This window comes from Xanthobacter agilis (assembly GCF_021730435.1).
Taxonomy (GTDB): domain Bacteria; phylum Pseudomonadota; class Alphaproteobacteria; order Rhizobiales; family Xanthobacteraceae; genus Xanthobacter; species Xanthobacter agilis.
The window spans coordinates 1-20044 of the sequence record NZ_JABWGX010000047.1; the positions used below are offsets into that span (position 1 = coordinate 1).

The 20044-nt window shown below is 68.4% G+C and carries 19 protein-coding genes; 10 read left to right on the forward strand and 9 right to left on the reverse strand.

All coding sequences use genetic code 11. The features are described from left to right. Positions 1-100 precede the first annotated feature (100 nt). The 3 genes from HUW53_RS20915 to HUW53_RS20925 form a co-directional block, all read right to left on the reverse strand. Entirely contained in the window at positions 101-679 is a 579-nt protein-coding gene (locus tag HUW53_RS20915; protein ID WP_237347688.1) for a hypothetical protein, read from the reverse strand. Positions 680-1429: 750 nt separating this feature from the next. Beyond that, positions 1430-2746, reverse strand: coding sequence for a L,D-transpeptidase family protein (locus tag HUW53_RS20920; RefSeq protein ID WP_237347689.1), 1317 nt, complete (start codon positions 2744-2746; stop codon positions 1430-1432). Positions 2747-2925: 179 nt separating this feature from the next. Continuing rightward, positions 2926-3876 carry an acetyl-CoA carboxylase carboxyltransferase subunit alpha gene (locus HUW53_RS20925; protein WP_237347690.1) on the reverse strand — a complete coding sequence of 317 codons (951 nt, stop codon included), beginning with the start codon at positions 3874-3876 and terminating at the stop codon, positions 2926-2928. A 211-nt stretch (positions 3877-4087) separates the two neighbouring features. Between HUW53_RS20925 and HUW53_RS20930 the strand changes: the two genes are divergently transcribed. Then, positions 4088-4378, forward strand: a complete 291-nt coding sequence (locus tag HUW53_RS20930) for a YggT family protein (protein ID WP_237347691.1) — start codon at positions 4088-4090, stop codon at positions 4376-4378. 4 nt (positions 4379-4382) lie between these two features. After that, positions 4383-4766 (forward strand): DUF167 family protein, encoded by a 384-nt coding sequence (locus HUW53_RS20935; RefSeq protein ID WP_237347692.1) that lies wholly within the window; start codon positions 4383-4385, stop codon positions 4764-4766. 211 nt (positions 4767-4977) lie between these two features. On the opposite strand, the gene HUW53_RS20940 is transcribed toward HUW53_RS20935, so the two are convergent. Next, on the reverse strand, positions 4978-5322 hold the full coding sequence (locus HUW53_RS20940) for a hypothetical protein (RefSeq protein WP_237347693.1): 345 nt from the start codon (positions 5320-5322) through the stop codon (positions 4978-4980). Positions 5323-5824: 502 nt separating this feature from the next. Between HUW53_RS20940 and HUW53_RS20945 the strand changes: the two genes are divergently transcribed. The 5 genes from HUW53_RS20945 (at position 5825) to HUW53_RS20965 (ending at position 10526) form a co-directional block, all read left to right on the forward strand. Then, entirely contained in the window at positions 5825-6382 is a 558-nt protein-coding gene (locus tag HUW53_RS20945) for a manganese efflux pump MntP (protein ID WP_237347694.1), read from the forward strand. A gap of 544 nt (positions 6383-6926) precedes the next feature. Next, entirely contained in the window at positions 6927-7232 is a 306-nt protein-coding gene (locus HUW53_RS20950) for a hypothetical protein (protein WP_237347695.1), read from the forward strand. An 80-nt stretch (positions 7233-7312) separates the two neighbouring features. Beyond that, positions 7313-7819, forward strand: coding sequence for a hypothetical protein (locus HUW53_RS20955; protein WP_237347696.1), 507 nt, complete (start codon positions 7313-7315; stop codon positions 7817-7819). 47 nt (positions 7820-7866) lie between these two features. Continuing rightward, complete coding sequence (locus tag HUW53_RS20960; RefSeq protein ID WP_237347697.1) at positions 7867-8454, forward strand: hypothetical protein; 588 nt, start codon at positions 7867-7869, stop codon at positions 8452-8454. 8 nt (positions 8455-8462) lie between these two features. Continuing rightward, the gene (locus HUW53_RS20965) at positions 8463-10526 is read left to right on the forward strand and encodes a heavy metal translocating P-type ATPase (RefSeq protein WP_237347698.1); all 2064 of its coding nucleotides are present in this window, start codon (positions 8463-8465) and stop codon (positions 10524-10526) included. 104 nt (positions 10527-10630) lie between these two features. Here HUW53_RS20965 and cimA read toward each other — a convergent pair whose 3' ends face one another. The 3 genes from cimA to cysS are packed head-to-tail and all read right to left on the reverse strand — an operon-like array spanning position 10631 to position 14108. Further along, complete coding sequence (gene cimA / locus HUW53_RS20970) at positions 10631-12226, reverse strand: citramalate synthase (protein ID WP_237347699.1); 1596 nt, start codon at positions 12224-12226, stop codon at positions 10631-10633. After that, positions 12223-12723 carry a GNAT family N-acetyltransferase gene (locus tag HUW53_RS20975; protein WP_237347700.1) on the reverse strand — a complete coding sequence of 167 codons (501 nt, stop codon included), beginning with the start codon at positions 12721-12723 and terminating at the stop codon, positions 12223-12225. The genes cimA and HUW53_RS20975 overlap by 4 nt, the downstream gene beginning before the upstream one ends. Continuing rightward, on the reverse strand, positions 12720-14108 hold the full coding sequence (cysS, locus tag HUW53_RS20980; RefSeq protein ID WP_237347701.1) for a cysteine--tRNA ligase: 1389 nt from the start codon (positions 14106-14108) through the stop codon (positions 12720-12722). The genes HUW53_RS20975 and cysS overlap by 4 nt, the downstream gene beginning before the upstream one ends. A gap of 545 nt (positions 14109-14653) precedes the next feature. Here cysS and HUW53_RS20985 point away from each other — a divergent pair. After that, the gene (locus tag HUW53_RS20985) at positions 14654-14956 is read left to right on the forward strand and encodes a hypothetical protein (protein WP_237347702.1); all 303 of its coding nucleotides are present in this window, start codon (positions 14654-14656) and stop codon (positions 14954-14956) included. Between the two features lie 14 nt (positions 14957-14970). Here the strand turns inward: HUW53_RS20985 and HUW53_RS20990 are convergent, their stop codons facing one another. After that, positions 14971-15462: a CreA family protein gene (locus HUW53_RS20990; RefSeq protein ID WP_237347705.1), complete on the reverse strand. Its 492-nt coding sequence runs from the start codon at positions 15460-15462 to the stop codon at positions 14971-14973. 294 nt (positions 15463-15756) lie between these two features. On the opposite strand from HUW53_RS20990, the gene HUW53_RS20995 reads away from it, so the two are divergent. Continuing rightward, positions 15757-16845 carry a TRAP transporter substrate-binding protein gene (locus tag HUW53_RS20995; RefSeq protein WP_237347706.1) on the forward strand — a complete coding sequence of 363 codons (1089 nt, stop codon included), beginning with the start codon at positions 15757-15759 and terminating at the stop codon, positions 16843-16845. 136 nt (positions 16846-16981) lie between these two features. Then, the gene (locus HUW53_RS21000; RefSeq protein WP_237347703.1) at positions 16982-18106 is read left to right on the forward strand and encodes a DUF2865 domain-containing protein; all 1125 of its coding nucleotides are present in this window, start codon (positions 16982-16984) and stop codon (positions 18104-18106) included. 433 nt (positions 18107-18539) lie between these two features. Here the strand turns inward: HUW53_RS21000 and HUW53_RS21005 are convergent, their stop codons facing one another. After that, positions 18540-19898 carry a glutamate--tRNA ligase gene (locus HUW53_RS21005; RefSeq protein WP_237347704.1) on the reverse strand — a complete coding sequence of 453 codons (1359 nt, stop codon included), beginning with the start codon at positions 19896-19898 and terminating at the stop codon, positions 18540-18542. Between the last annotated feature and the right edge of the window lie 146 nt (positions 19899-20044).

Consider the following 20044-nt stretch of genomic DNA (forward strand, 5'->3'; position numbering starts at 1 on the left):
GATCTCGTCCGCAATGTGCGCGGACGAGATCCGGCCCTTTGTTCATCCTGCCCCCGGCTGCGGCAGGCCGCCTCAGCCGGGGATGGAAACAGTCCGGACCTTACTTGGTCACGGCGATGGCGACGGACTGGTTGAAGGTCACCTGCACCAGATCACCCACCTTCAGCCCCTTCACCTTTTCCTTGTGCTCCGGCTTCTTCGCCTGGACGAGGTAGAGGCGGCCTTCCGGACCCTTCAGGGTCACGGTGGCGTCATCGGGATCAAGACGCACGATCTCGGCGGTGAGGCGGATGGTGTCCACCACGGCACCGGCGGGCTTGGGGCTGTTGGGATCGGTGGCGACCGCCTGCGAGACCTGGATGCCCACGCCGACGCCGGCCTCGGGCTTGGCGATGTCGACGATCACCGCGTCGGTCTCGGTGATGGTCACCGTATCGCCGACCTTGATCTCGTCGAACTTCTTGATGGCGGGCCCGGCCTTCACCGTGAAGATGTTGCCTTCCGGCCCCTTGAGGACGACCTGACGGGTATCGGCGTCGACCGCGATCACCGACACCTTCACCTGGCTCACACCCACCTCGGCGTCGCCGACGATCGGCTGAGCAAAGGCCGACACGGCACTGAGGACAGCGGCACCGGCGATCATCGAAAGACGTGCTGCCATGTTCTTGAAAGCCATCGTCTCAATCTCCTTGTTGTCCGTTTCACCGTCCACGAACGTCGCGCCGACCGCGCATGGACATGCCACAATGCGCTGTCCCACGCCCGCGCCGCAACCCGCCCGTGCAATCATCCCCTATCGAGCGTCAGTCCTCGACCGGAGAGCGTGACCTTAACCGTTCAAGTGCGAACAACGAACGACATATCAAGGGCTTCCCATGACAAAAGAAGACCGCATCCCATTGCCCTGCCGCGCCACACCATCGCCGGCCCGGACGAATGCGAGATGGGTCGACCCGAGCCGAGAGGATCGCCGGCCGCTGACATCACGCGGCAGGTCGCGCGCGCCCTGCCGCGTGATGTCCGCACGCAACGGCTCCCGGCGAAGGCTCCAGGACTTTCGCTGAACGCATGGTCTTGACCCGAACGGGGGTCCATTTCGCTCGGAAAAGCACCGCAGCACCCACTGGCAAACACCCTGCGCCAAGCCCGATCCGTCCTCGGCCGCCGAGCGGAACCGAGCCTGACGAAGGCCGCCCGCACCGCGTGCGGCATGGTGCCCGGCCACATGCGTCCCATTGGATGCGCGGATCGAAAGCGCCTCGAAGGATGGGGTTGTTCTGGGAGATAACCGTGTGGGGGCGTTGTCCCGATCATGCCCGGAATGTGGACGACACCCCGTCCCGACCGAAAGGGCAGCCGCCCCCGAGGTGCGGCCGCATCCGCGCCGAGGCGGAAGCGACACACCCTTGGCGTGCCGGCCTCGGGCTCAGCGGGTGAAGGTCGTGGTCGGCATCACCTCGGACGCGCCCTGCAAGGTGTCGGATGCGGCTACGTTTGCCGGCCGGCCCGCCACCACCAGCGACGGCTTCGGCAACGGCGAGTTGGATGCCTGCGGCTTGCTGGCTGCCGCCTGGGGCTTGTCGCCGGCTACCGCCTGGGGCTTGGCCCCCGCCGCAGGAACCGCAGCCGCAGCCGTCGGCCTTGGCGCGAGCTGGGCCGGCGCGGCGGCGGGCACCGCCGCTTCCGCGCCCGGAGCCGGCGCGCCAAGACTGCTGAGCGCCACGCTCTCGTCCATCTTGGGCGGCCGCGTGGTCTCTGGAATGGTACCGGGCGCCTCGGGCGAGAACGCAAATTCGCTGGCGCCCTGCTTGCGCTTGATCTCGGCCAGGAACACCGGGTGCATGCCGCCATCGGCCCCGGTCTTCACCGGCGCCACCGGAGCGGTCTGGGACAGCGCCGCCACCTGCGCGTCGTCGGCACGGGACTTGGCCGCGACCGCGTCCGCCACCGCCGACGGCACCTGATAGGGCGGACAGGCCCCATCGGCGTCGAACCGCGCACCGGGCATGGGTTGGGCATCGAACACATATTGGCGCCCGCAGACATTCACCTTGGGCTCTTGGCGGGTGACCTCGAAATGGTCGTAGCCCTGCTTCAGGTTGCGCCAGAAGGCCATGTTCGGATTGGTGCGGTGGCGCGCGATGTTCTTCGGCGTCATGCGGAAGGGATAGGCCTGCACCTGGAACGCGCGCTGGCCGCCCGCGAAGCTCTCCCGCGCCAGCGAGAAGATCTCGGAAATCTGCTCGTCGGTCATGGCGTAGCAGCCCGCGGACGAGCAGTCGCCGTGCACCATGAGGAACTCGCCCGTGCGGCCGTAGGACTTGTCGAAGGCGTTCGGGAAGCCGAGGTTGAAGGAGAGGTAATAATTGGAATTGGGGTTCATCTGCCCCGGCGAGATCGTATAGAAGCCCTCTGGCGCCTGCCGGTCGCCCATCTTCACCTTGGGGCCAAGCTCGCCCGACCAGCGGCAGATGGGATAGGTCTTCAACAGCGCGTAATCGCCGGACGTGGTCTGCTTCCACACTTCCAGCTCGGCCTCTTCCTTGAAGATCCGCACCAGGAGCGGGGTCGCCGGCGTCATGTTCTTCTCGCCGATGAGCGAGACCATCTGCGGTGACAGGGGCTTGTTCGCCTTGCGCGCGACCTCGTCGGTCTGATTGCAGGCGGAAAGGGCGAGCGCAGCGGTGACGGCCAACGCCGCCATGCGGACGCGCGACGAGAATATCGTCTTCGGACGGCTCAACGCGGAACTCCTGATACCGGTCCGGGTACCGTAGCGGCCATCATCAGCCCCCGACCCTTGACGAAACCTTAAACCCAAGGATGACGCGCCCATCATCATCGTGCGGCAAGGCCCCTTCTCCCGTCCAGGAAAGGGGCCAAATGCGGCCAAGATGAGATTGCGCCCTGCCCCCGCCGCAGCTAAAGGCCGCGGCCGATGGCCAGGAACTTCTCCCGCCGTGCCCGGCGCAGGGATGGCCCGTCGAGGTCGGCAAGCGAGCCGAGGGCTTCGGCGATGGCGTCGCCCGCGGCGGCGATGGCCGCTTCCGGATCGCGATGGGCACCGCCCACCGGCTCCTTCACGATCGAATCGATGACCCCGAACTTCAGGAGATCCTGGGCGGTGATCTTCATGTTGGTGGCCGCCTCCTGGGCCTTGGCGGTGTCCCGCCACAGGATGGAGGCCGCCCCCTCGGGCGAGATCACGGAATAGATGGCGTGCTCCATCATCAGCACCCGGTTGGCGGTGGCGAGCGCGATGGCGCCGCCGGACCCCCCTTCGCCGATGATGAGCGAGACATTCGGCACGCTGAGCCCCAGGCAGGCGTCGGTGGAACGGGCGATGGCCTCGGCCTGCCCGCGCTCCTCGGCGCCGATGCCGGGATAGGCGCCGGCCGTATCCACCAGCGAGATCACCGGAATGCCAAAGCTGTTGGCCAGTTCCATCAGGCGCACGGCCTTGCGATAGCCCTCGGGGCGGGCCATGCCGAAATTATGCCGGATGCGGGTCTCGGTGGTCGAGCCCTTCTCATGGCCGAGAACGCAGACGCTCTCGCCCCGGAACCGGGCAAAGCCGCCGATGATGGCTTCGTCCTCGCCGAACTTGCGGTCGCCCGCGAGCGGCGTGAATTCCTCGAACAGACCCGCCGCGAAGGCGGCGAAATGCGGCCGCAGCGGATGGCGGGCCACAAGGGTTTTCTGCCAGGGGGAAAGATTGGCATAGAGGGCGACGAGAGCGTCGCGGGCCTTGCCCTCAAGGCGCTGCACCTCATCGCCGATCGCGACGCCGTCGGAGGCCGAAAGCGCCCGGAGCTCTTCCACCTTGGCCTCGAGTTCGGCAACCGGCTTCTCGAAGTCCAGATAGCTGCGCATGCTTGTCCGTGGGGTTGGAAAGGGCTGATCTTAGCCCCTCCGCTGTGCCGGGAAGCTGCCCGTGCATGACCGGCAAGTCAAGGGCGGGACATTGCGGGGGTTGCCGGAGCTTTAACGGGGCCGTGACATCCCGCACCGCGCAATGGCCTTGTTCGAGCCCCTGTCGAGAGGCTATTGCTTGCCACCGCACTGCCAAGGGGCCCACACCATCATGCGCGCGCTGCTCGACGTCATTCTGATCGTCCTGAACCTTTATGTGTGGCTGCTGATCGCCGCCGCCGTCCTGTCCTGGCTCGTCGCGTTCAACGTGGTGAACCCCTACAACAAGTTCGTCCACAATGTGGGTGAGTTCCTCTTCCGCATCACCGAGCCGCTGCTCGCCCCGATCCGCTCGGTCATCCCGAGCCTGGGCGGCATCGACCTCTCGCCGATGATCCTCATCCTCATCATCTTCTTCCTTCAGCGGGTGATCGGGCTCTACATCTACCCCAACGTGTTCTGAGCCCTTGAGCGTCTTTCGCCCGGTCGCGGGCGGCCTCGAGCTTCATGTGCGCGCCACGCCGAAGGGCGGGCGCGACGGGCTGGACGGCGTCGCGCTGCTGGCGGATGGGCGCAGCGTGCTGAAAGTGCGGGTCCGCGCGGCGCCGGAAGATGGCGCCGCCACCGCCGCCGTCACGCGGGTGATCGCCGCGACGCTCGGCGTATCCCCGTCGCGCGTTTCGTTGACGGCGGGGGCCACCGCGCGGCTGAAGACCTTCCGCGTCGAGGGGGATCCTGCCGCGCTCGCCGCCGCCCTCACCCAGGCCGTGCCGGAGGCGGCGACGCCGGATGCTGCGCCCACGCCCCCGGCGCAGGACGCCCCCGCCCGCCCCGGCAAGCGCCGCCGCTGACGCTCGGTGCTTTGCGGGGCGCGGCCGGAGTTGGAATGCGCGCCGGCAAGAGCATCGAAAATGCGGTGTATTTGACCGGCTTCGGCGCTGGCGGCGGCACGGCCCCAAGGCAAGCGCTCGAAACCCCGATCACGCAGCCAGCGCAGGCCGCCGGCGGGGGCGTGACGCCACGAACGCGGCGGCCTGTTTCGGCGCGGATTGGACCCGGAGCTTATTTGCCGCCGTCGTTGTTGGCCGTTCCGCAGGTGTAGCCGACGAAGCAATTGGGATTGTCCGGCATGGGCAGCCAGGCCGGCTTGGCCGACTGGCCTTCGGCGCAATAGGCGACATCGAGCACATAGCGCTGGGCGTTGCCGCCGCCAGTCGGCACCAGCACCGCGCCCTGCTGCTTCACCGCCGCCACGAGGCCGGAACAGGTGCTGGGCGGCACGGGAATGGCCATCATTTCCATAGGCGGCGGGTTGTTGTTGCCCTCAATGGCGGTGCCGTCCACCGGCACCGGCACGCCAGCGGCGTCGAGATCCGGCGGCGGCGCCAGCGGATCATTCTGCGCCATGGCGGGCCCCGCCAGAACACAAGCCATCCATGCCGCGCTCAGGCCCGCGATGACGCTGCGGCGTCCCCGGCTGGTCATCCCCTGCATTGCAGTTCTCCCTTCCGCCGCGACGGCCGCGACGGCCCCGCTCCCGCTCTAGAACATTTTCGCGACGCGATGAATGGGCAAGGCACACGCGAAGTTGAACCGGCTTGACCCGCGCCCCATCCGGCACCGGCGCACGCTGTTGCCCCAAAAGCTCCGGCGGCGATGCGGCAATGCACCAATTTCCGCGCGGCGGCGTTTGACTTGCGCCGGCCTTACCGCTATTTCGCGGCCATCGGGGAGTAGCCACCGCCGTTGGGGCGGGGTCGCGTCAACACACTCGCACAGGCGCACAAGGATGCGCTGAGCGTGGTGCGACCAGCCGAAAGCTCGGCCCGGCAAGACCGTCGTGAACCGCGCACCCTATCGGACGGGGTGCGTCGGCACGCGGTCAAAACCGTCCGGCGGACCTCGAGTCATGTCTCCTTTCGCCATTGCCGCGCTGGCTTTCAGCATGTCTGTGGATGCCTTCGTCGTCTCGGTCGGGCGCGGCGCCGCGCTCGGCCGCCCGCGCTATTCCGAAGCCCTGCGCACGGGCGCGGTGTTCGGCATCGTGGAAGCCGCCACCCCGATCATCGGCTGGACCGCCGGTATCGCCGCCAGCAGCCTCCTGGAGGCGGTGGACCATTGGATCGCGTTCGGCCTGCTCGGTGCCGTGGGGCTGCACATGCTGTGGGCCGCCCTGCACCGCAGCGCGGACGCGGAGCCGCCCAAGGCCTCCCTTCCCGTGCTCATCGCCACCGCCATCGGCACCAGCCTGGACGCCATGGCGGTCGGCGTCTCGCTGGCCTTCTTCGATGTGAACATCCTGGTCATCGCCCTCGCCATCGGGCTTGCGACCTTCATCATGTCCTCGGGCGGCATGTTGATGGGCCGGCTCATCAGCGAACGCTGGGGCCGCATCGCCGAGGTCCTGGCCGGCGTTACGCTGATCGGCATCGGCGTTTCGATCCTGGTTCATCACCTCCGGGGCTGAGACCGGAACCCCGACACGGGAACGCTGGCAGCCGGCTGTTGAGAGCCGGCCACGCCCCCCCCCCTGCGCCGTGGCCAACCGAAGCCATGCGCACCCGCCCGCTTTCACCTCGCCACAACAATCCATCTGTTTTTGATTAGACTAATTCTATTATTTGCCCACACTGGTCTATGTGGCACGCGCGAAGCTTTTTTCTGGCCCATATCAAAGTCTACCTTCTCATTTGGATGCAAACGTGGCAGTAAAGCCATGTGGCATTGCGGCGACGCGCCCCTGCCAGCGGACGATCGACGGAGTCGCGGGTCGATGGCGCATCTGATTTTGTTCAGCGCGAAGGGCAAGACCGTCGGCCTGCGCAGCCGGAACAGCGCAACGCGGACGGACAGACGCGGTGGTGGCCGGTCCCCCTCGCATGCCCACCGCCATTCGACCGCTGTAACCGCCCTCACGGGACGCATTTTGCCCAACCGCAGACGGCCCGGAATCGGGCGCACGCGGAACCCGATCCCAACGGCCAGATGGGCGACCAGGACCTGACACCCCCATGATTCCAGACCTTTCGCCGTTCCTGCATTTGCGCCGTTTCGTGTCCATTGCGCACCATGTGCCCGGCCGCATCCGGCTGAAGCTCGACCTCGCGGCGCTGATCCACCTGCCCACGGTGGACCCGGCGCCGTTCGTGGCGCTGGTGGGCCGCATCCAGGGCGTGAAAACGACCCGTCTCAACGCGGCGGCCCTGACCGTCGTTGTGGAATATGACCCGCAATTGATCCCCGCGGCCGTATGGCCGCGCTTGCTGGTGGCCGACGTTGACGAGGTGGAGCGCGTACTTGCGGCCCATGTCGTCTGACCTTTGCCCTCCCCCGCCTCCGCGGGCACACTTTGCGATCCCACCCACGTTTTCGGCGTTTTTGATCCGAGGAAGAACCGATGTCGAAGAAGAGCCCGCAATGGGGTGACTTTCAATCCGGCCCGACCCAGGGCGGCCCTCAGCCGACCGGCCAATGGTCCACCGGCGGTTGGTCCGGAGGTCAGGCGGGTTACGGCGCCCAGGGCGGCCCTGGCGGCGGGTATGGTCCGCAAGGGGGCTATGGTCCGCAAGGGAGCTACGGCCCGCAGGCCGGGTTCGGCGCACAGGCGGGTTACGGACCACAGGCCGGCCCCGGTCCCCAGCCGGGTGGCGCGCAGGGCACCGGTGGACCGCGCATCGATGCCCTCGACGTGCTGGAGGGCGTGCTGAAGGATGGCTTCAGCCTCTCCAATCTCACCCGCATCGCCCGAGCGAGCGGTTCCAACTTCTGGATTGGAACCGCGATCGGCGCCGGTGTGGTGGTGCTGCTGAATCGGCCCGACGTGCGCGCGGCCTTCTCCTCCGTCTTCAGCACGGCGGGCAGCGGCGAGCAGGCGCCCGCCTCCGAGACGCCGCCCAAGGCGTGAGCCGGCGCCGCGCCCCATTCCGCGAACCGCATTCAGGAGTTGCAATCATGTCGGACGACAATGGCGCCAGCCAGGGCGTGCACTATCACTATCATTTCTATGGCTACGGCCCCGCCGCCGGCGCAGGCGAAGCTGCGCCCCATGACGGCGCGCCGGGCGCAGCCCCCGGACCGCTGGGGATGGCCGCCGGCGCCCCCCAAGGCGACGGGCGAGGCGGAGACCGCGGGCAGCGGGGCCCGCACGGACAGGCCGGCGCCTTCCCGCCCGGCTACCCACCGCCCGGCTTCCCGTTCGCGCCCGGCGCGGCCCCCGGCGTGACCGGCGCTCCGGGTTCTCAGCCGCAAGGCGCCCAGCAGCAGGGCTCGGGATTCAACTGGCATCAGCACCCGGCGGCGGACTCCCTCATCAAGGGTCTCGTGGTCGGTGCCGGCGCGGCCTATCTGCTCACCAATGAGACCGCACAGCGCACCATCCTGCGCACCGCCGTGCAGGTCTGGGGCTTCCTCCAGGGCAGCGTCGAGGAATTGAAGGAGCGCCTGCACGACGCGGAGGCGGAAGTGGCCGCGGCGGCGACGCCGGAGCCGACCGCGCCCGCGGATGAGGAGGTCCCCACCACCCTGTCCAGCGGGAGCTGAGAGAGCCCGTGAGCGTCCGCATCGTTCACGAGGTTCCGCGCCGCCTGCGCCTCAAGCTGGGCGTCGACCCCCACCATCTGGCGCGCGCGGCCACCGCCGTGCGCGACCTGCGCGGCGTCTCCGCCGTACGCATGAATGCCGGCTGCCGCGCGCTGGTCGTCAGCTATGACGGCAGCGCGGACGTGCGGGCGCGCATCCTCGCCCGCGCCGCCAACCCGCCGGCCAGCGCCCCGCCCATGGTGCAGACCGAAGGCTCGGATGCCGCGCCGCTGGTGCTGTCGGCGGCGACGCTGGTGGCCGCGCGCATTTTGCCGCGCCCGGCGGCGGCGGCGCTCACCTATGCCAACATCGCCCCGACCATCGCGCGCGGCATCACCGCCGCCATTCAGCACGGGCTGAAGGTGGAGGTGCTGGACGCCATCGCCATGGGCCTGCCCACGGCGCGCGGCGAATACACCACCGCCAATTTCACCCGCCTGCTGGTGGAGCTCGCCGACTATATCGAATCCACCACCATCGAGCGGTCGGACGAGCTGCTGCGCTCCCTGCTCCATCGCGCGCCCGACGATGTGTGGATCGAGACCGACGACGGGCAGATGCTCCAGGTTCCTTTCGACGGCCTGAAGGGCGGCGAGCATGTGGTGGTGAGCCTGGGCGAGACCATTCCCGTGGACGGCACGGTGGTCCGTGGCGACGCTTATGTGGACCAATCCGCCGTCACCGGCGAGAGCCTGCCCATTCCCCGCGCGCCGGGCGGCACCGCCCTCGCCGGCGGCATCATCACCGACGGGCGGCTCGTCATCCGCGCCGAGCGGGTGGGCGCGGCCACCACCACCGGCCGCATCGCCCGCTACATCCAGGATGCGCTGGAACGGCCGGCGGAGATCGAGTGCGTCTCGGAAGCCCTGGCCGACAAGAGGGTGGGCATCACGCTCGGCTCGGCGGCGGGCGTGTTCGCCCTGACGCGGGATTGGCGACGCATGGAATCGGTCTTCATGGTGGATTATTCCTGCACCGTGAAGCTCGGCACCCCGATCGCGCTCAAGACCGCCATGTTCCAGGCGGCCAAGCAGGGCTGCCTGGTGAAGAGCGGCCAGGCCATCGAGCTTCTGGCCGATGTGGACACCATCATCTTCGACAAGACCGGGACCCTCACCCACAACACGCTCCAGGTCACGGACGTATGTCCCCTCAATCCCGGTGTGGACGAGGAGGAGGCGCTGGCGCTGGTGGCCTCCCTCGGCGAGCATACCAACCATCCCATCGCCCGCGCGGTGGTGAAGCTGGCGCGTCAGCGCCAGCTCGCCCATGTGCCCCACGAGGAAGTCAACTTCATCGTCGGCCATGGGGTGGAGGCGGAGGTGGATGGGGCCGTGATCCGCTTCGGCAGCCGCCACTACCTGGAGGATGACGAAAACATTTCCTTCGCCAGGCAGCGGGCGCAGGTGGCGCGCTTCCAGGCCGAGGGCAAGTCCCTGCTCTATGCGGCGCGCAACCAGAAGCCGCTCGCCATGTTCGCCCTGCGCGACCGGGTGCGGGAAGAAACCCCCGCCACCCTGGCCCGGCTGCGAGAGCTCGGCATCAAGCGCATCGTCATGATCACCGGCGACGACCGCGCCAAGGCCCTGGCCCTGGGCGAAGCGCTGGGGCTCGACGACGTGTTTTACGAGAAGCAGCCGGAGGACAAGGCCCGCATCGTCGCGGAGCTGAAGGCCGCCGGCGCCAAGGTGGCGTTCGTGGGCGACGGGGTGAACGACGGCCCGGCGCTGATGACCGCCCATGTGGGCATCGCCATGCCACGGGCGGCGGACATCGCCCGCGCCACGGCCGACATGGTGCTCACCGACGACCGGCTCGATTCGCTGGCGGCCATGGTGGACATTTCCCAATCGACCATGCGGCTCATCCGCTCCAACTTCAACGTGGCGGTGGGCGCGAACTCGGCCATCCTGGCGGCGGCGGTGCTGGGCTATCTCTCGCCCATCGCCACCGCGGCCCTGCATAACGGCACCACCATCGCCGTGCTCATCCGCTCCCTGCTCGCCGGCCACGGCAAACCCGGCCACGCCTGAGCCCGCCGGACACGGAAACAGAGACGGCCCCGAAGCATCCGCTCCGGGGCCGTCTGATCCCATCGGCTTTTGTATTCTTGCAAAAGTCCCCGCGCCGGAACGCCTCAGGCGGTGGCGCCTTCCTGCAGCAGCTTCCAGGTGATGGAATCCAGGAGCGCTTCGAACGAAGCATCGATGATGTTGGGGGACACGCCGACCGTGGTCCAGCGCTCGCCCTTTTCATCGGCGCTTTCCACCAGCACACGGGTCACCGCCTCGGTGCCGCCGTTCAGCACCCGCACCCGGTAATCGGTGAGGTGGAGGCCGGCGATCAGCGGCTGATACTTGCCGAGGTCCTTGCGCAAGGCGACGTCGAGCGCATTCACCGGGCCGTTGCCTTCGGCGGCGGAGATCAGCACCTCATCGCCCACATGCACCTTCACGATGGCTTCCGCGACCGTGCTCAGCTCGCCCTTGGCGTTGTAGCGGCGCTCCACATTCACGCTGAAGCGCTCCACCATGAAAAAGTCCGGCACCGACCCCAGCGCGCGGCGCGCCAGCAACGCAAAGGAGGCGTCCGCCGCCTCGTAGGAATAGCCGAGCGCCTCGCGGGTCTTCACCTCGTCGAGCAAGCGTGAGAGGCGCGGGTCGGCCTTGTCCACGGCGACCCCCAGCCGCTCCAGCTCGGCGATGACATTGGACTTGCCCGCCTGGTCGGAGACCAGCAGCTTGCGCCGGTTGCCCACCGCCTCCGGGGGCACATGCTCGTAGGTGGCCGGGTCCTTCAGGATGGCGGAGGCATGAATGCCGGCCTTGGTGGCGAACGCGCTCTCGCCCACATAAGGCGCGTGGCGATCGGGCGCGCGATTCAGCATCTCATCCAGCGCGCGGGAGACGTGGGCAATATCGGCCAGCCCCTCGCGCGACACGCCAATGTCGAAGCGCTCCGCATAGTCCGGCTTCAGCAGCAGCGTCGGAATGATGGAACAGAGGTTGGCATTGCCGCAGCGCTCACCCAGGCCGTTGAGCGTGCCCTGCACCTGGCGCACGCCGGCCCGCACCGCCGCCAGCGAATTGGCCACCGCCTGTTCGGTGTCGTTATGGGCGTGGATGCCGAGATGATCGCCCGGCACCACCTTCACCACCTGGGAGACGATGGCTTCCACCTCGTGCGGCAGGGTGCCTCCGTTGGTGTCGCACAGCACCACCCAGCGCGCGCCGGCCTCAAAGGCCACGCGGGCGCAGGCGAGGGCGAAGTCCGGGTCTTCCTTGTAGCCGTCGAAGAAGTGCTCGCAATCCACCAGCGCCTCGCGCCCGGCCTTCACCGCGGCCTGTACGCTGTCGCGGATGGAGGCGAGATTTTCCTCCCGGGTGGTCTCCAGCGCCACCCGCACCTGATAGGCGGAAGCCTTGGCCACGAAGCAGATGGCGTCCGCCTTCGCCTCCAACAGGGCGGCGATGCCGGGATCGTTGGAGACCGAGCGGCCAGGCCGCTTCGTCATGCCGAAGGCGGTGACGCGGGCGCGCGCCGGATGGGTCTGCGCAAAGAACTGGGTGTCGGTGGGATTGGCGCCGGGGTAGCCGGCCTCCACATAATCCACACCCAGGCGGTCCAGCAGGCCAAGCACCTTCAGCTTATCGGCGGCGGTGAAATCGACGCCGTTGGTCTGCGCGCCGTCGCGCAAGGTGGTGTCGAACAGATAGAGGCGTTCACGCGTCATTGCAGGCGGCCTCCTTCGCCGAGCACCTTGCGCAGGGTGGTATTGCTCAGCCACTCGCCGCCGAGCGACACGGTGTTGCGGCGCTCGGGCTGGTAGCCCCGGTGCAGGAAGAAGCCGAGGGCGGTGTCGCTTGCGTCCACCGTCACCGCCTTGGCGCCCCGGCCGTGGGCCAGGGCCTCGGCGGCGGCGCACAGGGTGGCGGCGACCCCGGTCTCCACCGCCTCCGGATGCACATAGAGCAGGTCGATATGGCTGTCGTCCTTCAGCGCCAGGAAACCCACCGGCGCGCCGGAACGCAGGGCCACCAGGGTCAGCAGCCCCGCAAGGCGGGCGCCGAACGCCTCCTCGTCATCGGCCGCGGCAGCCCACGCCTCCTGCTGGTCCGCGTCATAATCGTCGCCGGTCAGCTCCTCGATGGCGGCCCGGAACAGCGCCGCCAGGGCAGGCGCATCCGCCGGCAGGAACGGACGCAGGGAGACGCGCGCGCTGTCGTTCATCGCGCCACCTCCCAGCTGGTGGTGCCGTCCTTGTTGTCCATCAGCACGATGCCCTTCGCCGCCAGCTCCTCGCGAATCTGGTCGGCCCGCTTGAAGTCCTTGGCCTTGCGGGCGGCGAGACGCTCGGCGATGAGGCCGGCGATGACGCCCTCGTCGAGAGCGATGGCCGCCTTGGCCCGCGCGCGCCACCCGTCTTCGGTGTCGCCGAGCAGACCAAGCAGGTTGGCCGCCCCCTTGAAGCGCCGGCGCAAAGCGGAAGAGGTCTCCTCGTGCTCCGCGACCTCAGCCAGATGATGCAGATGGGCGATGGCGGAGGGCGTGTTGAGGTCGTCGGACAGGCGTTCGGCGATCTCGTGCTCGAAGGGATTGCCCTCGCCGCCCTCGGCCTCCACCTCGCCGACGACGCGGTACCATTTGTCGAGGGTCTTGGCGGCGAAGCCCAGGCCCTGGCGGGTCCAGTTGATGGGCTGGCGGTAGTGGGTGGACAGCATGGCGAGGCGCAGCACTTCGCCCGGCCACTCTTCCAGCAGCTCGCGGATGGTGACGAAATTGCCGAGCGATTTCGACATCTTCTCGCCTTCCAGCATCAGGAAGCCGTTGTGCAGCCACATCTGGGCCATCACCCCGGTATGGAAGGCGCAGCGCGACTGGGCGATCTCGTTCTCGTGGTGCGGAAACACGAGGTCGATGCCGCCGCCGTGGATGTCGAAGGTCTCACCCAGGTGGCGCCACGACATGGCCGAGCATTCGATATGCCAGCCCGGACGGCCCGGAGTCTTGATGCCGCAGGGCGATTCCCAGCCCGGCACGCCGACGTCGGAGGGCTTCCACAGCACGAAGTCCATGGGGTCGCGCTTGTAGGGTGCCACATCCACCCGCGCGCCGGCGATCATCTCGTCCAGCGGGCGGCGGGAGAGCTGCCCGTAATCGGGCATGGACGGCACGTTGAACAGCACGTGCTCCTGGGCCACATAAGCGTGACCTGCCGCCACCAGCTTCTCGATGAGCGCGCGCATCTCGGCGATGTGCTCGGTGGCGCGGGGCTCCACCGTCGGCGGCAGGCAGCCGATCGCGGCGGTGTCCTCGCGGAACCAGCGATAGGTCTCCTCCGTGAGGTCGCGGATGGAAATGCCGCGGTCGGCGGCGCGGGCGTTGATCTTGTCGTCCACGTCCGTGATGTTGCGCACATATTTCACATGGGCCTCGCCATAAAGGCGCCGCAGCAGGCGAAACAGCACGTCGAACACGATTACGGGGCGCGCATTGCCGATGTGGGCATGGTCATAGACCGTGGGCCCGCACACATACATGCGCACGTTCAGCGGATCGAGCGGACGAAAGCCGTCCTTCGACCGGGTCAGGGTGTTGTGAAGCCGCAGCTCCATGGATCGCTCCGCTTCCCTCATAGGCGCGATAGCCGCGCATGCCTCAAGATGCGCGCGGACGCGCGCATGCCGGTCCGCCGGCCGGGGCGTCCAGGTCCTTAAAGGGCTTTAAGGGTGCAGCAAGGGACGGCCGCGGCGAGCTTCTCGGGCTAACCGCAAATAATCGGCAGGCGAGTGCCGAAGATGGAAAAAGGGCCGTTCATGGCGGCGGACAATGGTTCGCCGCAGCGCTTGCGTCAAGGCCTTTCACACCTTGCGGAGATCCCGCCACCGGTCGCCGGCGCGCATGGCCATGTCCCGGTGCCGACCCCATGAGGCCGAAAACGGCCGCGACGGACGCCGCCTTGCCCTGCCGAAAACGGAATGCTGCGGTGCGGCATTCGCGGGTTGACCGGCCTCCGGTGACGCAGCTATGCCCTTCGCATGTTCACTTCGCCGCGTGGCGGCGCGCCGATCCCGGCGCCGCGTGTCCCCGGAAGAAAGACGGCCCGCGGCGCCACTCGCCGCTGCCGGCACGGCGTCAACAGGAAACGAAGCTTCTAGCCATGCGGACCATTCGAGCGCTGGTCGTCGCCGGCGCCGCACTTCTGTCCACCGTCGCCCTGGCGGACACGCGCGTCTTCATCATCGACAATTCGGACGGCTACGGCGTGGACGGGTGCCTGGCCTCTGGCGCCCCCTGCGGCGAGCAGGTGGCCTCCGCCTGGTGCCGCTCCCACGACTACGCCAGCGCCCTCGATTTCGGGCGGGTGGAGAACGAGCCGCTGGCGGCCAACGCATCCGGCATCCCGGCCGCCTGCTCCGCCCCCCTGTGCGCGAGCACGGTCGCCATCACCTGCTCGCGCTGAAGGGTCCCCGCGCCCTATTTCAGATAGTCGGCGCAGCGCGGCACCGCGCCGGTGCCGCCCCACGGCATGATGGGGACGGACGAGGTGGAGTTCTTCGGGCTGCCGTCGATCAGCTTGTCCGAATAGACGAGATAGACCAGCACATTGCGCTTGGTGTCGCAGCCCCGGACGATCTGCATCTTCTTGAAGAAGAAGGACCGCCCCTCGCGGAACACCACCGCCCCCTGATCGAACTTGCCCTTGAAGGTGATGGGCCCCACCTGACGGCACGCCAGCGAGATGTCGGACACCTCTTCCGCCACCCCCAACATGCCGGAAACGCCGCCCTTCTCGGGCGTGGTATAGTGGCAGGCGACCCCGTCCACCAGCGGATCGTCGATACCGTAGACGGCGAGCTTGTCGTCGGGGGTCAGGAATTTCCACACGGTGGACTTCCTGAAGATGAGGTCCGGTTCCTGTGCCGCCGCCACGCTGGACGACAGGGCAAGGCCCGCCAGGGCCAGCATCGCGGCACGCCGCAAGAAAGTCACCTTTGGCATCATAAAGCCCCCTCGGGAACGGATCGCCCTCATATGGGGCGCCGGTCCCGCCAGCGGAAGCGCCGCATTCCGATTGACGCCGGCCGCGGCCCATGACACCCCTGCGGTCCCACCATTACAGGAAACCCGCAGACCCGGCCGCATCACGAGCCGGATGGACCGTGCAGACGCCAAGATCCCGGACCAAAGCTGGGCCCCAGACCGAAGCTGGGCCCGAAGACGAGACCGAGGCGCACGGACCAAAGGAGATTGTTTATGGACATCAAGCGCCGCCGCTTCATGGGCGCCACCGCCGCCGTCGCCGCCAGCACCGCGGTGGCCGCGCCGGCCATCGCCCAGAGCGCTCCCGACATCAAGTGGCGCCTGACCTCGTCCTTCCCCCGTTCGCTCGACACCATCTACGGCACCGCCCAGATCCTGGCCCAGTATGTGGCCGAGGCCACCGACGGCAAGTTCCAGATCCAGACCTTCCCCGCCGGCGAGATCGTGCCCGGCCTCCAGGCTCTAGACGCCACCTCCACCGGCTCGGTGGACTGCGCCCATACGGCGACCTATTTCTACACCGGAAAGAACACCGCCCTGGCCTTCGGCACCGGCGTGCCGTTCGGCTTCAACTCGCGCCAGCAGCAGTCCTGGTGGCAGTTTGGCGGCGGTTCCGAGATCATCAACCGGGTGCTCGCCGATTACAATGTCACCGCCTTCTCGGCCGGCAACTCCGGTTGCCAGATGGGCGGCTTCTTCCGCAAGGAGCTGACCTCGGTCGAGGATCTGAAGGGGCTCAAGTTCCGCATCGGCGGGCTGGGCGGGCAGGTGCTGGCGAAGCTCGGCGTGGTGCCGCAGCAGATCGCCCCCGGCGACGTCTATCCGGCGCTGGAACGCGGTTCCATCGACGCCACCGAGTTCGTCGGCCCCTATGACGACGAAAAGCTCGGCCTCGTGAAGGTGGCGAAATACTATTATTATCCCGGCTGGTGGGAAGGGGGCGCGATGCTCCACCTCATCGTCAACAACGCGCGCTGGGCCGCCCTGCCGAAGCACTATCAATCCATCGTGAAGCTCGCCTGCGAGGCGGCCAACACCTGGATGCTCGCGAAATACGATTATGTGAACCCGCCGGCCCTGCGCCGCCTGGTGCAGCAGGGCGCGGAGCTGCGCCCGTTCCCGCCCGCCATCATGGAAGCGGGCCACAAGGCCGCGCTGGAGCTGTACAAGGAGCAGGCGGCGGCCAATCCCGCGTTCAAGGAAGCCCTCGATTCCATGAACGCCATGCGCACCGATCAGCTGGTGTGGTGGCAGATCGCGGAATATGCCTTCGACAGCTTCAACATCCGCAACCGCGGCAAGAGTTGAGGCATACGCCGCGGCCGGGGTGCGCGCCGGCCGCGGATTCCACACTTTGGTCACCATTTGAAAGTCCCGGCGGGCTATAGACGAGCGGACAGGCGGCTTGCGCCGGCGGCCACGACGGACCTTGAGAAGGCTGAGGATGGGATTTTCGCGACGCTTCGGCACCCTCGCCCGTGGGCTTCTTGTGGCGGTCGCGCTGCCGGCCGGCGCGGTCAGCGCCTTTGCCCAGCAAAACTCAACCTGCGCCCAGCTCGAAGCCTCCCTCACCTCGTTGGACCGGGGCGCAGATTCCTGGGCCTCGCGGCAGGGACAGGCGGCCAAGCTGCGCGGCGACCTCGACCGCTATTCCGCGCAGGCCAAAAACATGGGCTGCGACGCGCCCCGCGGCTTCCTCATCTTCCAGAATCCAGGTCGGCCGCCCCAATGCGACCAGATCGACGACCAGATCTCCCGCCTGCGCTCGTCCATCGCGGGACTGGAAAAAGGCGGCAGTTCCGATCAGGCGGGCCAGCGGCGCGCCCTCATCCTCGCCCTGGCGCAGAACAATTGCGGCGCCCAGTACACCGCCGCCGTGCGCACCACCGCGGCCCCCGCCCAGCCGCAGCGCCCGCGCAACTTCCTTGAGAGCATCTTCGGCGCGCCAGTGCAGAGCGACCCGGAAGAGACCACGACCGACGTGGACCTCAACGCCGTGGCGCCGGCCTCGAAATCAGGCGGCGGCGGCTCGCGCACCGTGTGCGTGCGCATGTGCGACGGCTATTTCTTCCCGTTGTCGCGCAGCTCCAATTCCAGCCGCTTCGCCACCGAGGACGCGCTGTGCAAGAAGCTGTGTCCCAATGCGGATACCCAGCTCTTTACCCTCTCCGGCGAAGATATTCGCAACGCCTCCAGCATTTCCGGCCAGTCCTACATGTCCACGCCCAACGCCCTGCGTTACCGCAAGGAGCTGGTGTCATCGTGCACCTGCCGGGCACCGGGACAATCCTGGGCGCAGGCGCTCGCGGGCGTCGAGGACGAGACCACCCTGCAGAAGGGCGACATCCTGGTGACCGAGGAGCAGGCCCGCGAGATGTCCCAGCCGAAGCCGGTGGACCCGGCCCCCGGCGCCAAGGGCAAGAGCGCCAGCAGCGCGCCGAACACCGCGACGGCCGGTAGCCCGGCGGCCAATGTGGCGGCGCCGATGGCTCCGGCCTCGGAGCAGCCCGGCCAGCGCCCGGTGCGCGTCATCCCCCTGCCCCGCTCCCAGAACGCCCCGCAGCAATAGGCCGGAGCCGCCCGGCGCCCTGCTCCGCCCATCGGCGGCGGAACGGGGTCCGCGATGGAACCGGGGTGGGCTGTCACACTCGCCCGCGGACCCTTCCGGACGGGCCGGCTGACCCAACGCTTGGGTCCCCCATCTTACATCTTGCGCACCCATGGCGTGGTGGACCACATCATTCAGCACCAGCGGCGACCAAAGACCAGGCAATGCCCATGGCGCGTGGTCAAGGCCGCAGCGCTTGAGCGGGCGGATTTGCGTCGGGCGACGATCGAAGCCAATGGCATGAGCCGGTGCCCGGACCGCATTCCGGCGTTGGCCGCGCGAAGGAAAGGGATGCCTGCACGCCCGCCGATCGCGGAATCGTCGATCGGACCGGAGTGGCGCGGTGCCCCCGTCGAAAGGCCGTGTCCGGCGCCGCCGGGCACGCCCCGGCCTGTCACCCCACTTCGCCCCTCAGGCGCGCCGCCACGCGGGCGCGGCCCATCAGCGGCAACAGGCTCGCCAGCTCCGGCCCGGTCTCGCGCCCCGTCAGCGCGCGGCGGATGGGGTGGAACAGCGCCTTGCCCGCGCGTCCGCTCTCAGCCTTCACCGCCTTGATCCAGGCGCCGTAGGTGGCGCCATCCCAGGGCTCGGGCGGGAGCAGCGCTGCGGCGGCGGCGAGGAAGCCGGCATCGTCCGCCGCCACATCACCGGCCTGCGCCATGGCGCAGGCCGCCCACCAGGACGACGCATCGGCAAAGACCGCAAGATTGCCGCGCACCGCCTGCCAGAACGCCGCGCCGCCACCGACGCCCGCGGCCGCAAGGCGCGGCGCCACCGTGTCATAGGGCAGGCCATGCAGGGTGCGGGCGGTGAGGCTGGTCACATCCTGCGGATCGAAGCGGGCCGGTGCCCGCGAGATGTGGGAAAGATCGACCAGGGCCGCCAGGGCGTCGAGGCTCTCCACCGGCTGCAACGGCTGGGAAGTGCCCACCAGAACCGCGGCCGCGGCCACCGCCAGGGGCTCCTCCCCCGCCTCCCGCAGCGCCCGCAGGGAGAGATGGCCGAGCCGCTTCGATAGCCCCTCCCCGCTCGGCAGCGTCAGCAGGTTGTGATGGGCGAAGCGGGGCGGCGTGCCGCCCAGCGCGTCCATGATCTCGATCTGCACCGCGGTGTTGGTCACATGGTCCTCGCCCCGCACCACCAGTGTCACGCCCATGGCGAGATCGTCCACCACCGACGGCAAAGTGTAGAGAAAGGACCCGTCCTCCCGCACCAGCACCGGATCCGACAGGCTCGCCGTCTCCACCTGCTGCGGGCCGCGCACGCCGTCGTCCCACGACACGGTGCGGTGGTCGAGCCGGAAGCGCCAATGCGGCCGGCGCCCCTGCGCCTCCAGCGCCGCACGCTGCGCCTCGGTGAGGGCGAGAGCCGCGCGATCATAGACCGGCGGCAGGCCGCGCGTGCGCTGCAGGCGCCGCTTCAGCTCCAGCTCGTCCTCGGTCTCGTAGGCGGGATAGAGGCGACCGGCCGCCTTCAGCCGCGCGGCGGCCTGCGCATATTGGGCAAGACGCTCGGACTGGCGGTAAATGGCATCGGGGGCGATGCCGAGCCACGCGAGATCCTCCGCGATGGCATCCGCATATTCGGCGCGCGAGCGGGCGGTGTCCGTATCGTCGAGGCGCAGGATGAAGGTGCCCCCGCCCCGGCGCGCGAGCAGGGCATTGAGCAGCGCCGTGCGCGCATTGCCCACATGGAGCAGCCCGGTGGGCGAGGGCGCAAAACGCAGCACGGGCGAAGGATCGGATGCGGGCATCACGCGGTCGGAAGGGGCGCGGTCGGACATGCTGACGGGAATAGACCGATGCGCGCGTCGCGTCGATGGCCGGGGTGTGTTTTCAGGCTGCGACCGCCTTTTTCCCCCGCCAGACGGAGGAGGAGCCGGGCGGACAAGGTCCGCCC